Origin of the sequence: Rhodococcus sp. MS13, from assembly GCF_013277835.1 — a bacterium.
Lineage (GTDB): Bacteria > Actinomycetota > Actinomycetes > Mycobacteriales > Mycobacteriaceae > Rhodococcus_F > Rhodococcus_F erythropolis.
This window is the reverse complement of the sequence record NZ_VBTL01000004.1, coordinates 175,741-191,917: the sequence shown is the minus strand read 5'-3', so window position 1 is coordinate 191,917 and position 16,177 is coordinate 175,741. Positions and strand designations below refer to the sequence as shown.

Below are 16,177 nucleotides of genomic sequence, written 5' to 3'. Positions count from 1 at the left end.
CGTGTAGCGTTTTTGCTAACCGGAGAAGCCATCTCCGCATAGGTTGGGCGAGGGACTATGTCAGACATTGCTGAACGGACTGAATTCGAGCAGTCCTCAGCGCCTTCAGGGGACAACCACGCAAAGCGGTGGCTGGTTCTCGCGGTTCTGGGAATTGCGCAGCTGATGGTGGTCTTGGATGCCACCATCGTCAACATCGCGCTGCCTGCTGCGCAGCGCTCACTGGAGTTCGGTGATTCGGACCGCCAGTGGATCATCACGGCATACGCATTGGCGTTCGGCAGCTTGCTGCTACTCGGCGGTCGATTGAGCGACTTGTTCGGGCGCAGGCGAACTTTCATCGTCGGCCTGATCGGCTTCGCCGTGGCTTCCGCCATCGGTGGCGCAGCCGTCAACTTCGAAATGCTTGTTGCCGCTCGTGCCGGCCAGGGCGTATTCGGTGCGCTCCTTGCCCCGGCAGCCCTGTCGCTGCTGTCCGTGACATTCACGGATCCCGGTGAGCGTGCCAAGGCTTTCGGTATCTTCGGTGCCGTTGCCGGCGGCGGTGGCGCCATCGGACTGCTGCTCGGCGGAGCGCTCACCGAGTGGGTCGACTGGCGTTGGTGCCTCTTCGTGAATCTCTTCTTCGCGGCGATCGCCCTGGTCGGAGCAGTCCTGTTGCTCGCGCCGCACACCAGTGACTCGCGACCCAAGCTCGACATCCCGGGAACGATCCTGGTGTCGATCAGCTTGTTCAGCATCGTCTTCGGATTCTCGAAGGCCGAATCGGACGGGTGGAGTGCAACTCCCACCATCTCGTGGCTCGTTGCCGGCGTCGTGTTCATGGCGGCGTTCATCTACTGGCAGACCAAGTCCGAGCACCCGCTCCTGCCGCTGCGGGTGGTTCTCGACCGAATCCGGGCTGGCTCTTACCTGGCGATCTTCCTTTCCGGCGCAGGCATGTTCGCAGTCTTCCTGTTCCTGACGTACTACATGCAGCTGATCCTCGGGTACAGCCCAATCATGACCGGCCTCGCATTCATGCCGATGGTGTTCGGAATCGTGACAGCGGCAACGCTTTCGACAGCGGTTTTGCTACCGCGCGTCGGTCCGCGAGTGCTGATCGTGAGCGGAATGGTCATCGCGGCGATCGGAATGACGCTGCTGGCCCAGATTTCCGTGGACAGCACCTATGCAGTCCACATTCTGCCGGGGCTCGTTGTCACCGGACTCGGCATGGGCAGCATTTTCGCCCCGTCGATGCAGGGAGCAACTTCAGGCGTGCACCACGAAGATGCCGGCGTCGCATCTGCCACGGTCAACACGATGCAGCAGGTGGGCGGCTCGATCGGAACTGCACTGCTCAGCACGATTGCAGCCTCGGCTTCCACCAACTACCTGGTGGGCCGCGAGATGAATCCGCTGACCCAGGCACAGGCTGCCGTCGAGAGTTACACCACCACGTTCTATTGGGCCGCAGGCATATTCGCGGTCGGTGCGGTCTTGACCGGACTGGTTCTTCGGAGTGGACTGCTTCCGGATTCGCCGGAAGGTGAACCGGTAATCGCTCACTGACAGCAAATTTCGGGGTCGACGCCATTGCGGCGTCGACCCCGAAATCGAGTCAGCAGTTCTTATCGGGCGATGCCTGAAATCGATGAAGGACGTGATCGAGTTGTTCGGAGGAAAGCGCCGGGACGGGCAACTCGCGATGGCCGGTGCGGGACGCGCAGAGTCCGTCGATCATGAACCCGAGTGCGCGGCGGTAAGCCTGAGGGGCCTCGTCGCCGCCGAACTTCTGGGCCATCTTGACGACCTGCATGAGAAGCGGAATGTCGTTGACTTCGAAGTCGCTCCGCAGGGTGCCCTGTTCCTTGGCGCGATTGACAAGTGCCGCGGTGTGCTGAGCGATCCCGGCGCGCGCGCGAGCGAAAGTGTCGGACGCGAAGCGCCCGTCCATCAGGAGATCGCCGAATCCGCGGTTGTCTGCCATGCGCAGGGAGATCACGTCGAGAAAGTAGACAAGACCTTCCCAGGCGTCTGGCATCTCCCGGGCGGTGGCGGCAATCGTTTCGATCTCGGAGCACCGTGTGTCGAACAGGGCCTGGATCAGCTCGTCCTTGCTGGCGAACCGGCGATAGACGGTGCCGACGCCGACGCCGGCGTGCTTGGCGACGTCCGCCAGCGTGGCGTCGAGTCCTTGGGCAGCGAACACTTCGCGAGCGGAGTTGAGGATGCGCTCGAGGTTGGCCTTGGCGTCGGACCGAAGGCGCGGCTGTGAGCAGTCGGCCGAGGTCCCCGCATGAGAAGCGTCGGGGTGTGTTGTCGGCATCCTCACAGTCTACGGCACTAAGCGGAATGATCGATTCCGTTAGTGCTATATTACTAAGCGGAACGTGTGGTTCCGATTGTCCGTATGAGAGAAGCCGATATGAGCACGTCTGACATCTGGGTCGGGAGCAATCCGATCTCGATGGTGGGTGCGCGGAGTGCAGGTTTCGCGGCAACGAGGCTTCGCGCTCTTGCCGGCGACGGCGCCTTTGCTCAGCTCGTTCGTTTTGCCCTCGTCGGCGGAGCCAGCAATATCTTGTACTTTGCCGCTTTTCTGGCGCTGCGCGGTGACGGAGCGCTGGTCGCCAACGCCGTTGGTGCAGTCTTGAGCACCATTCTGGCCAACGAGCTGCATCGCCGGCTCACCTTCCATGCCGCGGATCGCGTCAACTGGTTCACCGCGCAGTGGGAAGGCGGTGGACTCGCTCTGGTCGGGTTGATCGCCAGTTCGGCCGCCATCAGTGCGCTCGGCTTCCTTCTCCCCGGCGCCGACGGACTTCTTCAAGCCGGGCTTGTGATCGCAGTGAGTGGAATTGTCGGTGGCCTGCGATTCGTCGCTCTTCGCGGTTGGGTTTTCTGAGCGGTTCTCGAATTCGAATCGGACTCGGCTCGTAGGGAACACTGTGACCTATGAGCCTTTCGATAGCCGACTCCGGCATCCGTCTGGCTGTGCTCTGCATCGTCATGGCTCTTGTCGCCACGCTCGTCTACCGATTCACCTCTCTCGGTAGCGTTCGGGTAGTCCCCGGCGCACTCGCTCGTGGCGCTCTTCAGTTGGCTGCGATTTCGTTGATCCTCGCCGCAGCCTTGGCTCACATCTGGTCAGCGCTCCTCGTGCTCGTCGGCATGTTCGCTGCGGCGTCGTTCACCGCTGCACGACGCTCCGGCGCAGGAACGTCCGGAGCGTGGCTGACCATCGCCTTGGCGTCGGGAATCGGTGTGGTTCTGCCACTGATGCTGCTGTCCGGAGTGGTTCCGCTGGAAGGCATCGCTCTGGTGCCGATCGGCGGAATTGTTCTGGGCGGCGCGATGACTGCAACATCGATGGCAGCCAAACGCGGACTCGACGCCGTCGATGATCGATACGGGGAAGTCGAAGCCGCACTGAGCCTTGGATTTTCCCAGCGCGATGCACGGTGGGAAGTAGCCCGCACCGCAGCCTCCGACGCCCTGCTACCGGGAGTCGACCAGACGCGCACCGTCGGCCTCGTGACATTGCCGGGAGCTTTTGTCGGCGTTTTGCTCGCGACGGGGTCGGCCGTTCAAGCCGGTGCCGTGCAAATTCTTGTGCTGGCAGGGCTGCTGTTGGCGCAAACCTGCTCGGTCGCCGTGGCGTTGGAACTCGTCGCCCGCGGCTTCGTCTTTCGAGGTAAGACTGTCAGGCCTGCGCGAGTTCGTTGATCTTGTCGCTGCGAAGGACGCGGTCGGGAAGATCGGGCGTGTTTGCCGCGAGGGTGATCATTGCCCTGCCGATGTTTTCACTGGTGGTCACGCTGCTGGGCCAAACCTTGCGCAAGAGTGGGTAGAGAGGCACGGAGATTTGATAGAAGGCCTTGTACCACCACGTCTTCGACGGCGATCCCGGGCGCGGACGGATGAATCCCGGCCGGAGGATGTAGGTCGTGAGAGGGAGGGCGAGTAGCGCATTTTCGGTCGCGCCACGTACTCGCTTCCACATGGTCTTGCTGGTTTCGGTGGAGTCGGCGCTTTCGCCGGACACGTAGACGAACACCATCTGAGGGTTCACACCCGACAGTGTCGTGGCGGCGGCAAGCGTGATGTCATGCGTGATGCGGGTGTAGTCGGCTTCGTTCATGCCGGCAGAGGAGACACCGAGGCAGAAGAAGCAGGCATCCGCGCCGGTCAGATCGGCTTCGATCGCCGAGAAGTCGAGCATGTCGCGGTGAACGATGTCGACGATCTTCGGGGCGGTTGTACCGGACGGATTGCGGCCGACGGTCACGACTTCGTCGATTCGCGGGTCGTCGAGGCATTCCCTCAGGACGCTGCTGCCGACCATTCCTGTTGCCCCGAAAACGACGACCTTCATGATGTTCCCCCCGGCGTTGGTTCCACTTTCTGTGATGCGCACACTACGGAACGGTCTGCAGTTCATCCGACCGGCCGTGGCCAACTGAACGCTTGACCTGCAATTATGAGTCCATTTCGACCCGACTCGTGACTAAAGTCCCTACAAACCGGCTGGACGGTTGGCTGAAAATAGTTTTATGAACGAAGGAGTTGATGAAATACACGTTCTGGGATCGGAGTCAGCCGGTCGAATGGTAGAGGCGTCGACGATCATCGTTCTCGGTGCGCTCTGTGCCGTGGTCGCAGGTTCTGGCGTGTTCTTTGTCGTCGGATCGATTGGTGGCTTCGCCAGACTGCTCTACCTGGTTGTTCGTGGTCCGCTCAACTCTTGCTCGGTACCGGCGTCGAATGTCGAGCTGGTGCCTTCGAGAACGTCATGTGGTCGTTGATGCTCCCGAACGTGGAGTGAAGACGGTCAAGGATGTAGTTCTGACGCATGTTCCACGGTGACTTCGATCCCTGCTTCGGGAACTGTTCCACGGCACGCATGACATACCCCGACGCCATATCCAGGATCGGCCGCTGGTCCATTTCTTCGGTCGCGTGCGGCACGCACTTCGAATAGTCGCGCTTGTCCATCTCCGTCAGCAGTCGGCACACGTACATCGACGTGAGATCTGCTCGCAGAGTCCACGAGGCGTTGGTGTAGCCGACGCACATCGCGAAGTTCGGTACGTCGCTGATCATCATGCCCTTGTAGACGTAACGATCACCGAGGGTGACGAGTTCGCCGTCCACTTCGATGGACATCCCGCCGCACGCCTCCATCTTCAATCCTGTTGCAGTGACGATGATGTCAGCTTCGAGTTCGCGACCTGACGCGAGAAGGATCCCGGTCTCGGTGAAGGTGTCGATGTGATCGGTCTCGATCGAGGCCTTGCCGGATCGGAGGGCTTTGAACAAATCGCCGTCGGGTACGACGCACAAGCGCTGGTCCCAGGGATCGTAGGAGGGTGTGAAGTGAGGATCGAGGGGGATGTCTTTCGGGAGTTGACGACTGATCGCGAGGTTCAGCATCCTCTTTGCACGCGCCGGACTGCGTCGGCACAGTTGGTAGAAACTCAGGTTCACTACGACGCTCTTCCATCGAGCGATGCTGTGTGCGAGTTGATTCGGCAGTACCGCGCGAATGGTGTCCGATAATTTGTCGCTGGACGGCAGCGCCAGAATGTACGTCGGTGATCGCTGGAGCATCGTGACGTGGCTTGCGTCCCGTGACATCGTGGGGACCAAAGTGACTGCGGTGGCGCCGCTTCCGATCACAACGACCTTCTTGTCGGAGTAATCGAGTTCTTCGGGCCAGAACTGAGGGTGCACTACCTCACCGGCAAACGATTCACGTCCGGGGAAGTCGGGGGTGTATCCGCCCTCGTAGCTGTAGTACCCGCTGCAGAGATAGAGGAAGTTACAGGTCAATGTTTCGTCTTCGTCGCCGGTCGTGACCGTGACTGTCCAGGTCGAGTCCGCCGACGACCATGATGCGGCCGTCACCTTCCGGTTGTACCGAATCTTCTTGTCGATCCCGTTCTCTCGCGCGGTGTCGCGCACGTACCGCAGGATCGAATCACCGTCGGCGATTGCTTTGGCATCTGTCCACGGGCGAAACGGGTAGCCGAGCGTGAACATGTCGGAATCCGATCGGATGCCGGGATACTTGAAGAGGTCCCAGGTTCCGCCGCTGTTCGCTCGGGCCTCGAGGATTGCGTACGACTTTCCTGGGAGCTCGGTCTGGAGTCGATAAGCAGCACCGATGCCGGACAAGCCGGCGCCGACGATCAGGACATCGAGGTGTTCGGTGCTCATCAGTTCGGACTCCGTATCGACTATGTGGGGCCACCGGCAGAGTTAGTGCTCGATCACCACACTACTGAACGATGCTCAGTAGGGCGAGGAGGACCAGGTGATCGTTGGTGGTCGGATTGCCGCGCACAGTGGTTTACCTGCGGCGTCGGTGAGCCCGAGGTCTCCGTGGAGCACACCGGAAGCGTCGGCCTGCTCGACGATGTGCTCGGGGATCGCGTCGAGCATCAGCTTTGCGCGCCGAAACATCTCGAACGTCTGGTCATCGGATACCGTCACCCAGGACAGGTAGATGAAGCGTCCGCGAGGTGGACCCTGGATGTATGGACCGAGAATGTCCCAGGCACCGGACTTTCGCTCCTGGCTCGCTGTCAGTTCCCATCGCACTGTCTCGGTATCTCCCGGTACGAGGTCGAGGATTTCGTGTGGCTTGCCTCGGCGCTGAACGCCGACGTGGATGTTGCTGCGCCCTTCGAAGGTTGCGGTTTCGGAACACTCACGTCCGGGCAGGCTGTGACCGGTGATGATGATCTGCATATCGACATCATGCTCTGCATAGGTCGGGAGGGGTTGGCGTGGTGAGTCGTTCGGGTAGAACCTTTGTTGCGGCCGTGGTGGCGAGCATTCTGTTGTCGAGTCTCGGGTGGGGGTCAGGGGCTGCCGCGGCGACGACGGACGAACCGGAAGTCGCGGGCGCGCTGGAGTCCTATGGCGAACTCTCGGCCGCAGTGTTTCCGGTCGGCGCCGGTGAGACGCAGCGGGTCGTGTATCGCACTCTGCGTACCGCTGGCAGATGGGGGGAGTCGTCAGGGTCCGTGTTTCTGCCGGAAGGCGCCCCACCGGCGGGCGGTTGGCCCGTCATCTCCTATGCCCACGGAACTTTGGGCAGTGCGGATCAGTGTGCACCCTCGTCGACCGGATTCGGTCCGGGCGAGATCGAACCGATCGAACGCTGGTTGGAACAGGGATACGCGGTAGTAGCTACCGACTACTCGGGACTTGGTACCGACGGGGTGCTGGCCTATCTCGACGGACATGCCGCCGGCGCGAATGCGGTCGACATCGTGCGGGCTGCGCACGAGTTGTACGGCAGTGTGCTGAGTCCGCGGTGGATGGTTGCGGGTTTGTCCGAAGGCGGTCATGCGGCGTACTTCGCGGGACACGAGGCCACCACTCGTGCACCGGAATTGGATTTCCGCGGCTCGGTCGTTGTTGCCGGCCCCACCCATATGGAAGGTTTGTTTCCGTTGGGCGGACCGCTGTTTCCCGACATCGGCATCACCGGGTTGGTGGGATACGCGCTGTACGTTCTGGCCGGGATCGACGATCAACGACCCGAAGAGAACATTCGGGAGGTTCTCTCGCCGCAGGGGATCGAGTGGATGGAAAAGGCTCGGACACTGTGCGCCGGAGAACTCGGCCGCCACATTCGCGCCGAACGAATCCAGTTGAGCTCGTTGTTTTCTCGGTCGGTGTGGACGCCACGCTTCCACGATCTGTTTCGCGAGATGATGCAGGTGCCGGTCGACGGCTACGACCGGTCACTGCGTGTGGTGCAGAGCGTGTCGGACACAACGGTTCCTGTCGCCCTTACCTGGGCGCAACTGGTCGACATGCGTTCGCGAGGAACGCAGTTCGAGTATCAAGAACTCAGCGGAATCAACCACGGCCAAACGACGGTCGCTTCGATGGACCAGACCATGGAGTTCATCGATCGATTGATGAGGTGATGTTCGGCGGTGTTGTTGTTTCAGGGTGGTTTTTCAGCGCATACGTCGCGGCCCGTAATCGTGGCCACCGTTGGCGAACCACACGATTGCCGCAATCGCGTACAGGATGCAGACCAGGAGTAGTAGCCCGCCTGCGATCCACAGCGAGATCTGACCGAGTCGTTTCACTCGATCGGACGCGTACCGCGACCCGGCCACATCGCCGTCGGCCCACAGCGGATACACGTTGAAGGCGTGCGTGAAAGCGGAGAAGGAGAGCGGCCAGAAGAACAGCAGCGAGACCACTGCCCAACCCGCATTGACGGGCGGTCGAATCGGGTGCTGAGGAACGGATTGCTGGACGGTGGGTTGATCCGGGTTGGTCATGGGGGCTCCTGACATGAGGTGGCCCTTTCGACGCTACTGCGATGGAGCTGAAGAATCACTGAGTGTGCACGATCAGCCGTAATGCCAGTCGCGATCCATCCGTCGGAAGTACGGAAAGAGTGTGGCCTCCTCGAAATCGAGGTGCGACTGCATATGATCCGCCAATTCGGAGATTGCGGCGTGTGCCCGATTGACCGTGGAGGATTCGGTGCTCAGCGCGAGTGACGCACGCTTGGCTTCCGACACGATCTCCCCGACAAGCTTGTGTTCTGCCTGCAGTCGTTCGACCGCAGGGGCCAACTCGGGAAAGTTCCTGGTCATTACGGGGAACATACGTTGATCTTCGATGGTGTGGTGCAGAGTCAGCGTGTTGCAGTAGAAGTCGCAGTTGACCCGTAGTTGCCAGACGAAATCCGCGATCGTCAGATTGTCGATCATTTCGGGTATCCGAGTCAGATCGGCGGTTTCGTCCGACAACTGTTGCAGGGCGTTCTCGAGTACCTCGATATCGGCTCGTAGAGGTTCGTGAACCTGACGTAGCTGTTCGATCATCCTCAGACCGGCAACTGTTGCCGTGTTGTGCGAATTAGGGGCGTTCACGTCAGCGCAACTCGATCCCGCTCCGCGAGCATCCTCGCTACCGGCAGGACGTCCTTTGCTGCCATCTCGATACGCTCGAATACCTCGGGGTTGAGGATAGTCGTTCCGTCGAAATCACCTGAGCTGAGATAGATCCCGACCGGAGCGGTCAGCGCTTGGAAGAAAGCGAACAGTGGACGCAGGGCATGGTCCAACACGAGAGCGTGGCGGTCGCTGCCACCTGTCGCAGCAAGAATCACCGGAGTGTTGGCAAGCGCGTACTGGTCCACGAGATCGAAGAAATGCTTGAACATTCCCGTGTACGAGCCGCGGAACACCGGTGACGCCGCGATGACGATATCGGCGGACTCGACTGCTGCCAGCGCTTCGGCGGTCACTGAGTCGACGTGATCGCGATCCAGAGCAGATGCAAGACCTGGAATCAGATCCACGATCTCGAAAACTCGTGTGTCGATCTGCTCGAAGTCTCCCAAGGTTTCGACGATCAGGTCGACGAGGGCACGAGTCTTGGAGGGTTTTTGAAGGTTGCCGACAACGGCAACAATTTTGAGCGGTGTGCTCATCGAAACTCCTATTTTTGGGACGACTTCAGTGATTCGATTTCCTTACGCACAACGGGGGCTACTTCGGTGCCGAGGATCTCGATCGCACGCAGCATGTCCTTCTGTGGCACGTTGCCGAACCCCATCTGGATCATGATGCGGTCATGATGGAACAGTTCGTACTGCGCCATCGTCTTGTCGATGATTTCCTGCGGGCCGCCGAGGAAGAACGCACCCGCGGTGGTTGCCTGCGCTTCGTATGCCCTGCGCGGCATGGGAACTCCGTTTCCCCGCTGATGATGATTCTGCATCCACCCGGCCTGGAAGTACGGGTACGACGTGTCGAGTGCTGTTTGCTTCGAGGTATCGACAAATCCTGGCGAAGCAATCGAGACAGCCAGCTTCTTCGGATCGTGTCCGAACTCCGCTGCAGCCCTGCGGTACAGATCGACGAACGGTTCGAACTGTTGGTAGCTTCCGCCGATGATGGCAAGCGAGAGGGGCAGGCCCAGTTTCGCGGCACGGACGACAGAGGCCGGAGTACCTCCGACTGCGATCCACACCGGAATCTGACGGTCCGGGCGGGGCGTCACGTCACCGTCGATCAGTGGTGCGCGAAGTTGTCCTTCCCAGTTGATCGGGTTCTCGTCGCGCAGTTTCAGTAGTAGATCGAGCTTTTCGGCGAAGAGCTCGTTGTACTGGGACAGGTCGTACCCGAAAAGCGGAAATGACTCCGTGTACGAACCTCGGCCGGCAATGATCTCGGCACGGCCTTCGGAAAGCAGGTCAACTGTCGCGAACTGTTGGAACACACGGACGGGATCGTCGGAACTGAGTACAGTTACGGCGCTGGACAGCTTGATGTTGTCGGTAGCCTGAGCCATTGCCGCGAGCACAACTGCCGGGGCTGAGACTGCGAAGTCGGTGCGATGGTGCTCGCCGACGCCGAAGACATCGAGTCCAACCTGATCGGCAACGGTTGCCTGCTCGACCAAATGGCGAAGGTGGACACCGGGATTCATCATCGCGCCGGTAGTGGGATCTGGGGTGAGTTCACCGAAATGGTAGACGCCCAATTCGAAAGCCATGTTGTTTCTCGCTATCTGTTCGTGGGGGTGATGGAAAGCTGTTCTACGTGCGCATCGCATGCGCCGCCTTGATTCGTGTGATGTGCGGCAAGTCGGGAGAAGAAGCGTTCGAGTACCGGAAGCTCCTCGGTTTCAATGAGATCGGAGAAGTATTCGGCGATCCCTCGGGTGTGTATGGCGGACGCTTTTCGAAGCGTCTTCTTGCCCGCAGGCGTCATTGACACCGTCACGACGCGTCGATCGTTTTCCGGGCGAACGCGCTCTGCCAGTCCTGCCTCGACCAATCGATCGACGACGCGCGTCACGCCACTGGTGGTGACCAGGACCAGTTCGGTCAGATCGCCCATTCGGATCGTGTTTCCCGGCGCTTCGTGCAGTCGGAGCAGAACGTCGTACTGGCCAAGGGTGAGCCCGGTGGTGGTTCGAAGGTCCGCCTCCATCTTGCCGAGGATGACGCTGTGGCTGACCACTAGGTCACGCCAGACGGAACCGCGTCGACGTTCATCGGTAGTCATCGGTGACAGCCTCCATTTATTTGCGCTCGCAAGTATTGCTTACTCAAATAATACGCCTGGATCGATCGAACTATTCCCCGCTCTCATTTGTGCTGGTAGCAAGGTATTGACTCGAACACGTGTTCGAGTATTGTTGGGGGTGGGGATCGGGGGATTCAATGAGTGTTCTGTTGTCGGATGTGGTGTCTGGTTCTGCGGTGGGGTTGCGCGGACGCCTGTGGCGGTTGTCTGCTTCTGAGTTGCGTGCTGCTGCTATCGGGGCGAGTGCGGAGATTCTGCGTCTCGAGGCTGTTCGTGTGGCGGTGGTGGACGAACTCTCGATGCGTCCTGATGATCAGGTGATCGCGAGCCGCGGGGTGGGTTGCTGGTTGGCGGCAAACACGATGCTGCAGGTTCGGGACGGGAAGAAGATCGCCGCCCTGGGTGCGGCGCTGCGGCCTTTTCCCGCGGTGGCTGCCCGGTTCGATGGCGGGGACTGCTCCTTCGATCATGCCGTGTTGATCGTGGCGTTCTGCGAATCACCACCAAAGGGCATGCCGGACGAAGCGCTCCCTCGCTGTATCGATTTGTTGTTGGCTGCGGCATCCGGTGTGGAGGCGACGACCACGAAGGTGCGGAATGTGATCGCGACTTTGGAGCGAGTGTTCGAATCGGATGAGATTCCGCCCGCCGAAGACATCGACCGGAACGAGCTCCGGATCGCGTCGACGTTGAACGGTCGGGTGGTGGTGCGCGGAGATTTCGACGCCCTCACCGGTGAAATGTTGCTCTCCGCCCTGTCGAATCTGACGATGCCCACCCCGGCACCGGATGGAACCCCGGATTCTCGGTCGGCGGCGAAGCGGACCGCGGACGGGTTCACCGAACTGATCCGCCGCTATCTGGACTGCGCGAAGACCGGTGTCGATGGTGGGCAGCGTCCGCACGTGAACGTGCACATCAACGCGCGTGATCTGGCGGAGCATCGGGATTGCGCCGCCGCGCCCTCGCCCGATGGTGTTGCTGTGGCTGTGTCGGATCTTGATGTCGGGCACATGCCGTGGCTCGGACCACTGTCGGTGTCGCAGACCAGGCTTCTCGGCTGTGACTGCTTCCTGTCCACGGTGCTGCTCGACGATCACGGGGCGCCGCTCGATGCGAAACCCGGAAAGCGATTAGTGTCCGCGGAGCAGCGAGTGGCGTTGATCGCCCGAGACAAGGGCTGCGCGTTCCCCGGCTGCACGTGTGTACCGGCCTGGACCGACGCGCACCACATCCGGCACTGGGCCAACGGCGGCCCGACGGTGATGAACAACCTTGTCCTACTGTGCCGTTCACATCACCGGCTGATGCACCGCAAGTCCGGATTCGTCGGGAAATGGGTGATCCGCATCGGGGTCGACAACAAACCCTGGTTCATCCCGCCGCCCTCGATCGACCCCGGCCAGCACCCACGGCCCGCGAACACCACCTTCAAAACCTGAGAAGAACCTCGGGCACAACAGAACACGGGCCAGCACCGCATCGAAGGGATCCTCCGATGCGGTGCCAACAGGCCGTGGGGGAGTCGAATCAGTGCTTCGAGCGCTTGTGGCGGTACATCTCGGCATCGGCCGTATCCCAAGTCTCGGAAAGGCTTTGGAACATGGAAAAGTCGGCTCGGCCGATCGAACAACAGACGTCGGCATTCCGGAACGCCTTCTCCAAACACTCGACCAGGTAGTCGACGGCGCGCGGCTGTGTATCGGGCAGAGCGATTCCGAACTCGTCTCCGCCCAACCGTGAAACCACCGCACCAGGGTGCGCGCATGCTGCCAAGATCTTGCCGGCCCGTTGAACATATTCGTCACCCGCGGCGTGACCGAGTTCGTCGTTGATGGTCTTCATGCCGTCCAGATCGACGATGATGATAGATCCCGGATCGGCGAATTGGCGGTACCGAGTTTGCTCGGCCTCGAGGATGCGGTTCCACCCGCGCCGATTGAGAAGACCTGTCAACGGGTCGGTCTCGGCATCGAGTTGCGCAGTTTCGGCCAGTCGCACTGACTGCGCGCGCTGATAGTCGACATCGAGAATCGTTCCGAGGAGTCGGCACAGGAGAGTGAGGAGGGCCAGGTTGTCCTCGAGTACGGAGTCGCCCGTAATCGGGTCGGCGCCACACAGAGTGCCGAAGAGACTGCCGTCGTTGTGAAGGATTGGGATGCTGACGTATGCGCCTATGCCTTCCCACCTGTCATCTCGGGAAAGTGCAGGTACGAGTGCGCGATTCGATGAGGCTGGCGGCGCATTTCCGAGGACTACCTCGCTGCACATGGTGTTTTGCCAAGTCCGGGTCTCGCCGACTTCGATGTGAAGTGGGTTGGGTGAGACGGTGAGAAAGATTTGATTCGACCCGTCGAACCGCGTGATCGACCACAGTGCCAGCGGAAGATATTCGTCGAGGTAGGACACGATCGAGCGACTGGCGTCGTCGAAATTCGTCAGTGGTGGCAGGAGTGGCAACATCGGGATGGTGCGCGCCTGGCCGTGCGGCATTTGGTGACCTCCTGATCGACCCTAAGATTCTGTCGATGTTCAGGCTCTTGGTCCCGCGTGCGACAAATCTTCCACGAACAGTCTGCCTCGAGAATCCTGGCGATTGCTGAAAGTGTGCTGTGATTCTTCCGACCGCGGGGCCGTTGATTCTTTGGTGGCCCGCTAATCTTCAGGCATGGAGCTGGCGCGTGGAGCGAACACAGTCGTTGACGGAACTTCGCTGAAGGTGGCGGTGAACGGTAGCGCCCCGGGCACGGTGGACCTGATGGTGTTCCAGCTCGACGAACGGAACCAGGTGCGGAACGACGCAGATTTTGTCTTCTTCAATCAGCCGGTGTCGCCCGAAGGTGCGGTGCGCTTGGAGTCCGGCGGCGTCATCGAAATCGACATTGCGAGGTTGCCCGCCGACATCCACCAGCTGAGTGTTGCCGTGGCGCTTGATGCGGCGGCAAACGGAACCCTTTCTGCTGTCGGGGGCCTTGGTGTCGTGGTGGAGCAGGCTGGTTCCACCGCTATCGTGGCTCAGGCTTTGGGTTTGACGAGTGAGAGGGCAGCGGTCCTCGTCGAGATCTATCGCCGCGGCACGGACTGGAAGGTTCGGAACGTTTCGGCGGGTTGGGACAGTGGATTGGCAGATCTGGTCACTGCATTCGGAGTCTCGGTCGACGAGGAACCGCAGAGCCGACCCGCCGGCTCCGCTGAATCGGCAGATGGCATTCGGACCGTGCCCGACGAAGCCAAACTCTCGATGGTGAAGCGGGAAAAACTGGACCTCCGAAAGCGCGAAGTGGCCAAGGTCCTGCTGACCAAGGGTGGCAACGGAATTCGGGCGCGAGTGGTCCTGGTGATCGACAAAACCGGAAGTATGGCCAAGCAGTACCGCACCAGAGTGGTGCATCGTGTTGTCGAACGCATGGTTCCCGTTGCGATCCAACTCGATGACGACGGCAAGCTCGAGCCGTACTTGTATGCAGTCAGCTTCGTCAAGCTTCCCGAGATCTCTGTCCATGACGCGGAAGAGTGGTCGGATACCTACCTGCACTTGCGCGGCTCGCACGGCGGATTCAACTATGACCACATCGGCGCCGCAAATCGTGAAGTGCCGATCATGACTGAGATTCTCTCCGGCCTGACACGTGGTTCGGCGCCGACGCTCGTCCTGTTCTTCACCGACGGAGGCTTCAGCGAGCGCAAGGAAATCACGAAATTGATGCGCGAAGCGTCTGGGCTCCCGGCCTTTTGGCAGTTCGTCGGAATCGGCAAGGCCAACTACGGAGTGCTGGAGAAGCTCGACGACCTCGACGGCAGGGTGGTCGACAATGCCGGATTCTTCGCGCTGGACGACATCGACACCGTCGACGATGCCCAGTTGTACACCCGTTTGCTGAGTGAATTCCCGGATTGGCACAAGGCAGCTGTAGCCGCGGGCATCACGACGCCGTGATTTAGCTGGTCGAAACCAACTGCGGTGCATTCTCTTTCAAGAATTCGTCGATGTGCGCCCAGGTGGAGTCTCTCGCGGTGGGGCCGGCAACGAGCCCGAGGTGACTTCCCGGCGCCTTCTCGAACCGGACCGACGGCGCGCCGGTGAGGACCGACGTGATTGCTTCCACCGAAGCGATGGGTGCAATCACGTCAGTGGTGCCGCCGATCGCGAGAACGGGAACGCTCAGAGCTGACAGTTTGATCTCGCGTCCGGCAAGCGTGACGGCGTCGTTGTAGAGATTGTTGCCGAGCATGAGTTGTTCGCAGATCTGCTGAAATGCCTTGCCAGGGTATCCAGGCATGGCTGCCATGAACTTGTCTATCGATTCCATGCGAGCCAGGGTCTCGGTGTTGTGAAGATTGCGGACGATGAACCATGGCTTGAGGACCTCGCGCTGCAACGCCGTCACCTTGTAACTCGCCTGAACGAGTGGAGCAGGTAGTCCGCCGACCAGATTGGTCGCGGAGGTGAGCGGGGTATCGCCCGTGTATTTGCCGATCAGCCTCAACGGGCTGATAGCGGGAATCTTCGTGTAGTCGATTGGCGTGCCGATTGCCGTGATCGATGCGATCGGAAGGTCGGAGTGAGCGGAGCCCGTGAGCAGAGACATGGTCCCGCCGAGGCTCCACCCGATCAGCGAAACAGGTGCGCCGTCATGTAAGTCCGAGATCGTACGGATCGCTTCCGGGATGATGTCGTCGACCCAGGCCTCGAAACCCATTCCGCGGTCGGAGTACCGCATGGTCCCGTAGTCGAGGAGGTAGGGCGTGTTTGCGCCATCCAGTAGGTGTGCGGCGAGGCTCTGGCCTGCACGAAGGTCGTAGCAGTCGGCTGAAACCGCGAGGGGAGGTACGAGGAGGACCGGATTGCCTCTGGGCGTCCACAATGCGCCGAAGCGATACAGATCGCGGTGTAGACCTTCGCTGATCAGTACCGACGGCGTGCGTTCGGCCTTTTCGACACCGTCGCCGAACGAGAGTCCCCATGCATTGCGCGCTGCGGTGTCCAGCGTCGGACGCCACGTCGCGATCAAACCACTGATATCGAGCACTGGTTCCCCTCGGAGTCGAATCGGCGGACGGCCGAGTCAGCCGCGCTCGGTGTATGTTACCTGCCTTCACATACATCGATCTCG

General features: G+C 60.7%; 17 protein-coding genes. 6 read left to right on the top strand and 11 right to left on the bottom strand.

All coding sequences use genetic code 11. The annotated features are described in order from the left end of the window. The first annotated feature begins 57 nt into the window (after window positions 1–57). Entirely contained in the window at window positions 58–1,554 is a 1,497-nt protein-coding gene (locus tag FEZ59_RS09270) for an MFS transporter (protein ID WP_003940566.1), read from the top strand. Between the two features lie 49 nt (window positions 1,555–1,603). On the opposite strand, the gene FEZ59_RS09265 is transcribed toward FEZ59_RS09270, so the two are convergent. Further along, entirely contained in the window at window positions 1,604–2,311 is a 708-nt protein-coding gene (locus FEZ59_RS09265) for a TetR/AcrR family transcriptional regulator (RefSeq protein WP_020970663.1), read from the bottom strand. Window positions 2,312–2,452: 141 nt separating this feature from the next. Between FEZ59_RS09265 and FEZ59_RS09260 the strand changes: the two genes are divergently transcribed. Both FEZ59_RS09260 and FEZ59_RS09255 read left to right on the top strand, forming a co-directional pair. Continuing rightward, window positions 2,453–2,890, top strand: a complete 438-nt coding sequence (locus FEZ59_RS09260) for a GtrA family protein (RefSeq protein ID WP_172932742.1) — start codon at window positions 2,453–2,455, stop codon at window positions 2,888–2,890. Window positions 2,891–2,940: 50 nt separating this feature from the next. Beyond that, window positions 2,941–3,711 (top strand): ABC transporter permease, encoded by a 771-nt coding sequence (locus tag FEZ59_RS09255; protein ID WP_172932563.1) that lies wholly within the window; start codon window positions 2,941–2,943, stop codon window positions 3,709–3,711. Here FEZ59_RS09255 and FEZ59_RS09250 read toward each other — a convergent pair. The 3 genes from FEZ59_RS09250 to FEZ59_RS09240 form a co-directional block, all read right to left on the bottom strand. Further along, a complete protein-coding gene (locus FEZ59_RS09250; protein ID WP_020908977.1) occupies window positions 3,689–4,402 on the bottom strand; it encodes an NAD(P)H-binding protein in 714 nt (237 codons plus the stop codon). The genes FEZ59_RS09255 and FEZ59_RS09250 overlap by 23 nt on opposite strands. Before the next feature lie 320 nt (window positions 4,403–4,722). Beyond that, window positions 4,723–6,204, bottom strand: a complete 1,482-nt coding sequence (locus FEZ59_RS09245) for an NAD(P)/FAD-dependent oxidoreductase (protein WP_172932562.1) — start codon at window positions 6,202–6,204, stop codon at window positions 4,723–4,725. 75 nt (window positions 6,205–6,279) lie between these two features. Continuing rightward, the gene (locus tag FEZ59_RS09240; protein ID WP_172932561.1) at window positions 6,280–6,738 is read right to left on the bottom strand and encodes a DUF5990 family protein; all 459 of its coding nucleotides are present in this window, start codon (window positions 6,736–6,738) and stop codon (window positions 6,280–6,282) included. Between the two features lie 38 nt (window positions 6,739–6,776). Between FEZ59_RS09240 and FEZ59_RS09235 the strand changes: the two genes are divergently transcribed. Further along, entirely contained in the window at window positions 6,777–7,931 is a 1,155-nt protein-coding gene (locus FEZ59_RS09235; protein WP_172932560.1) for a lipase family protein, read from the top strand. Between the two features lie 33 nt (window positions 7,932–7,964). On the opposite strand, the gene FEZ59_RS09230 is transcribed toward FEZ59_RS09235, so the two are convergent. The 5 genes from FEZ59_RS09230 to FEZ59_RS09210 form a co-directional block, all read right to left on the bottom strand. After that, complete coding sequence (locus FEZ59_RS09230; RefSeq protein WP_003940071.1) at window positions 7,965–8,297, bottom strand: CD225/dispanin family protein; 333 nt, start codon at window positions 8,295–8,297, stop codon at window positions 7,965–7,967. A gap of 72 nt (window positions 8,298–8,369) precedes the next feature. Further along, window positions 8,370–8,897, bottom strand: a complete 528-nt coding sequence (locus FEZ59_RS09225; protein ID WP_021345440.1) for a hemerythrin domain-containing protein — start codon at window positions 8,895–8,897, stop codon at window positions 8,370–8,372. Further along, entirely contained in the window at window positions 8,894–9,460 is a 567-nt protein-coding gene (gene msuE / locus FEZ59_RS09220; RefSeq protein WP_019745144.1) for an FMN reductase, read from the bottom strand. The genes FEZ59_RS09225 and msuE overlap by 4 nt, the downstream gene beginning before the upstream one ends. Window positions 9,461–9,468: 8 nt before the next feature. Further along, window positions 9,469–10,527, bottom strand: coding sequence for an LLM class flavin-dependent oxidoreductase (locus tag FEZ59_RS09215; RefSeq protein ID WP_021332078.1), 1,059 nt, complete (start codon window positions 10,525–10,527; stop codon window positions 9,469–9,471). An 11-nt stretch (window positions 10,528–10,538) separates the two neighbouring features. Continuing rightward, a complete protein-coding gene (locus FEZ59_RS09210; RefSeq protein WP_134999081.1) occupies window positions 10,539–11,042 on the bottom strand; it encodes a MarR family transcriptional regulator in 504 nt (167 codons plus the stop codon). A 158-nt stretch (window positions 11,043–11,200) separates the two neighbouring features. Here FEZ59_RS09210 and FEZ59_RS09205 point away from each other — a divergent pair, with 158 nt between their 5' ends. Then, window positions 11,201–12,505, top strand: a complete 1,305-nt coding sequence (locus tag FEZ59_RS09205; protein WP_172932559.1) for an HNH endonuclease signature motif containing protein — start codon at window positions 11,201–11,203, stop codon at window positions 12,503–12,505. A gap of 88 nt (window positions 12,506–12,593) precedes the next feature. Here FEZ59_RS09205 and FEZ59_RS09200 read toward each other — a convergent pair whose 3' ends face one another. Then, window positions 12,594–13,556: a GGDEF domain-containing protein gene (locus tag FEZ59_RS09200; RefSeq protein ID WP_070385771.1), complete on the bottom strand. Its 963-nt coding sequence runs from the start codon at window positions 13,554–13,556 to the stop codon at window positions 12,594–12,596. 175 nt (window positions 13,557–13,731) lie between these two features. Between FEZ59_RS09200 and FEZ59_RS09195 the strand changes: the two genes are divergently transcribed. Further along, window positions 13,732–15,000, top strand: coding sequence for a VWA domain-containing protein (locus FEZ59_RS09195; RefSeq protein ID WP_172932558.1), 1,269 nt, complete (start codon window positions 13,732–13,734; stop codon window positions 14,998–15,000). Between the two features lies 1 nt (window position 15,001). Here FEZ59_RS09195 and FEZ59_RS09190 read toward each other — a convergent pair whose 3' ends face one another. Next, on the bottom strand, window positions 15,002–16,093 hold the full coding sequence (locus FEZ59_RS09190; RefSeq protein WP_029256148.1) for an alpha/beta fold hydrolase: 1,092 nt from the start codon (window positions 16,091–16,093) through the stop codon (window positions 15,002–15,004). Window positions 16,094–16,177: the final 84 nt, after the last annotated feature.

Bases quoted from the DNA above. Each gene is read 5' to 3' on its own strand.
- FEZ59_RS09265 (WP_020970663.1), bottom strand. From the start codon at position 2,311: ATGCCGACAACACACCCCGACGCTTCTCATGCGGGGACCTCGGCCGAC.
- FEZ59_RS09200 (WP_070385771.1), bottom strand. From the start codon at position 13,556: ATGCCGCACGGCCAGGCGCGCACCATCCCGATGTTGCCACTCCTGCCA.
- FEZ59_RS09260 (WP_172932742.1), top strand. From the start codon at position 2,453: ATGGTGGGTGCGCGGAGTGCAGGTTTCGCGGCAACGAGGCTTCGCGCT.
- FEZ59_RS09210 (WP_134999081.1), bottom strand. From the start codon at position 11,042: ATGACTACCGATGAACGTCGACGCGGTTCCGTCTGGCGTGACCTAGTG.
- FEZ59_RS09230 (WP_003940071.1), bottom strand. From the start codon at position 8,297: ATGACCAACCCGGATCAACCCACCGTCCAGCAATCCGTTCCTCAGCAC.
- FEZ59_RS09195 (WP_172932558.1), top strand. From the start codon at position 13,732: ATGGAGCTGGCGCGTGGAGCGAACACAGTCGTTGACGGAACTTCGCTG.
- msuE (WP_019745144.1), bottom strand. From the start codon at position 9,460: ATGAGCACACCGCTCAAAATTGTTGCCGTTGTCGGCAACCTTCAAAAA.
- FEZ59_RS09255 (WP_172932563.1), top strand. From the start codon at position 2,941: ATGAGCCTTTCGATAGCCGACTCCGGCATCCGTCTGGCTGTGCTCTGC.
- FEZ59_RS09215 (WP_021332078.1), bottom strand. From the start codon at position 10,527: ATGGCTTTCGAATTGGGCGTCTACCATTTCGGTGAACTCACCCCAGAT.
- FEZ59_RS09270 (WP_003940566.1), top strand. From the start codon at position 58: ATGTCAGACATTGCTGAACGGACTGAATTCGAGCAGTCCTCAGCGCCT.
- FEZ59_RS09245 (WP_172932562.1), bottom strand. From the start codon at position 6,204: ATGAGCACCGAACACCTCGATGTCCTGATCGTCGGCGCCGGCTTGTCC.
- FEZ59_RS09205 (WP_172932559.1), top strand. From the start codon at position 11,201: ATGAGTGTTCTGTTGTCGGATGTGGTGTCTGGTTCTGCGGTGGGGTTG.
- FEZ59_RS09240 (WP_172932561.1), bottom strand. From the start codon at position 6,738: ATGCAGATCATCATCACCGGTCACAGCCTGCCCGGACGTGAGTGTTCC.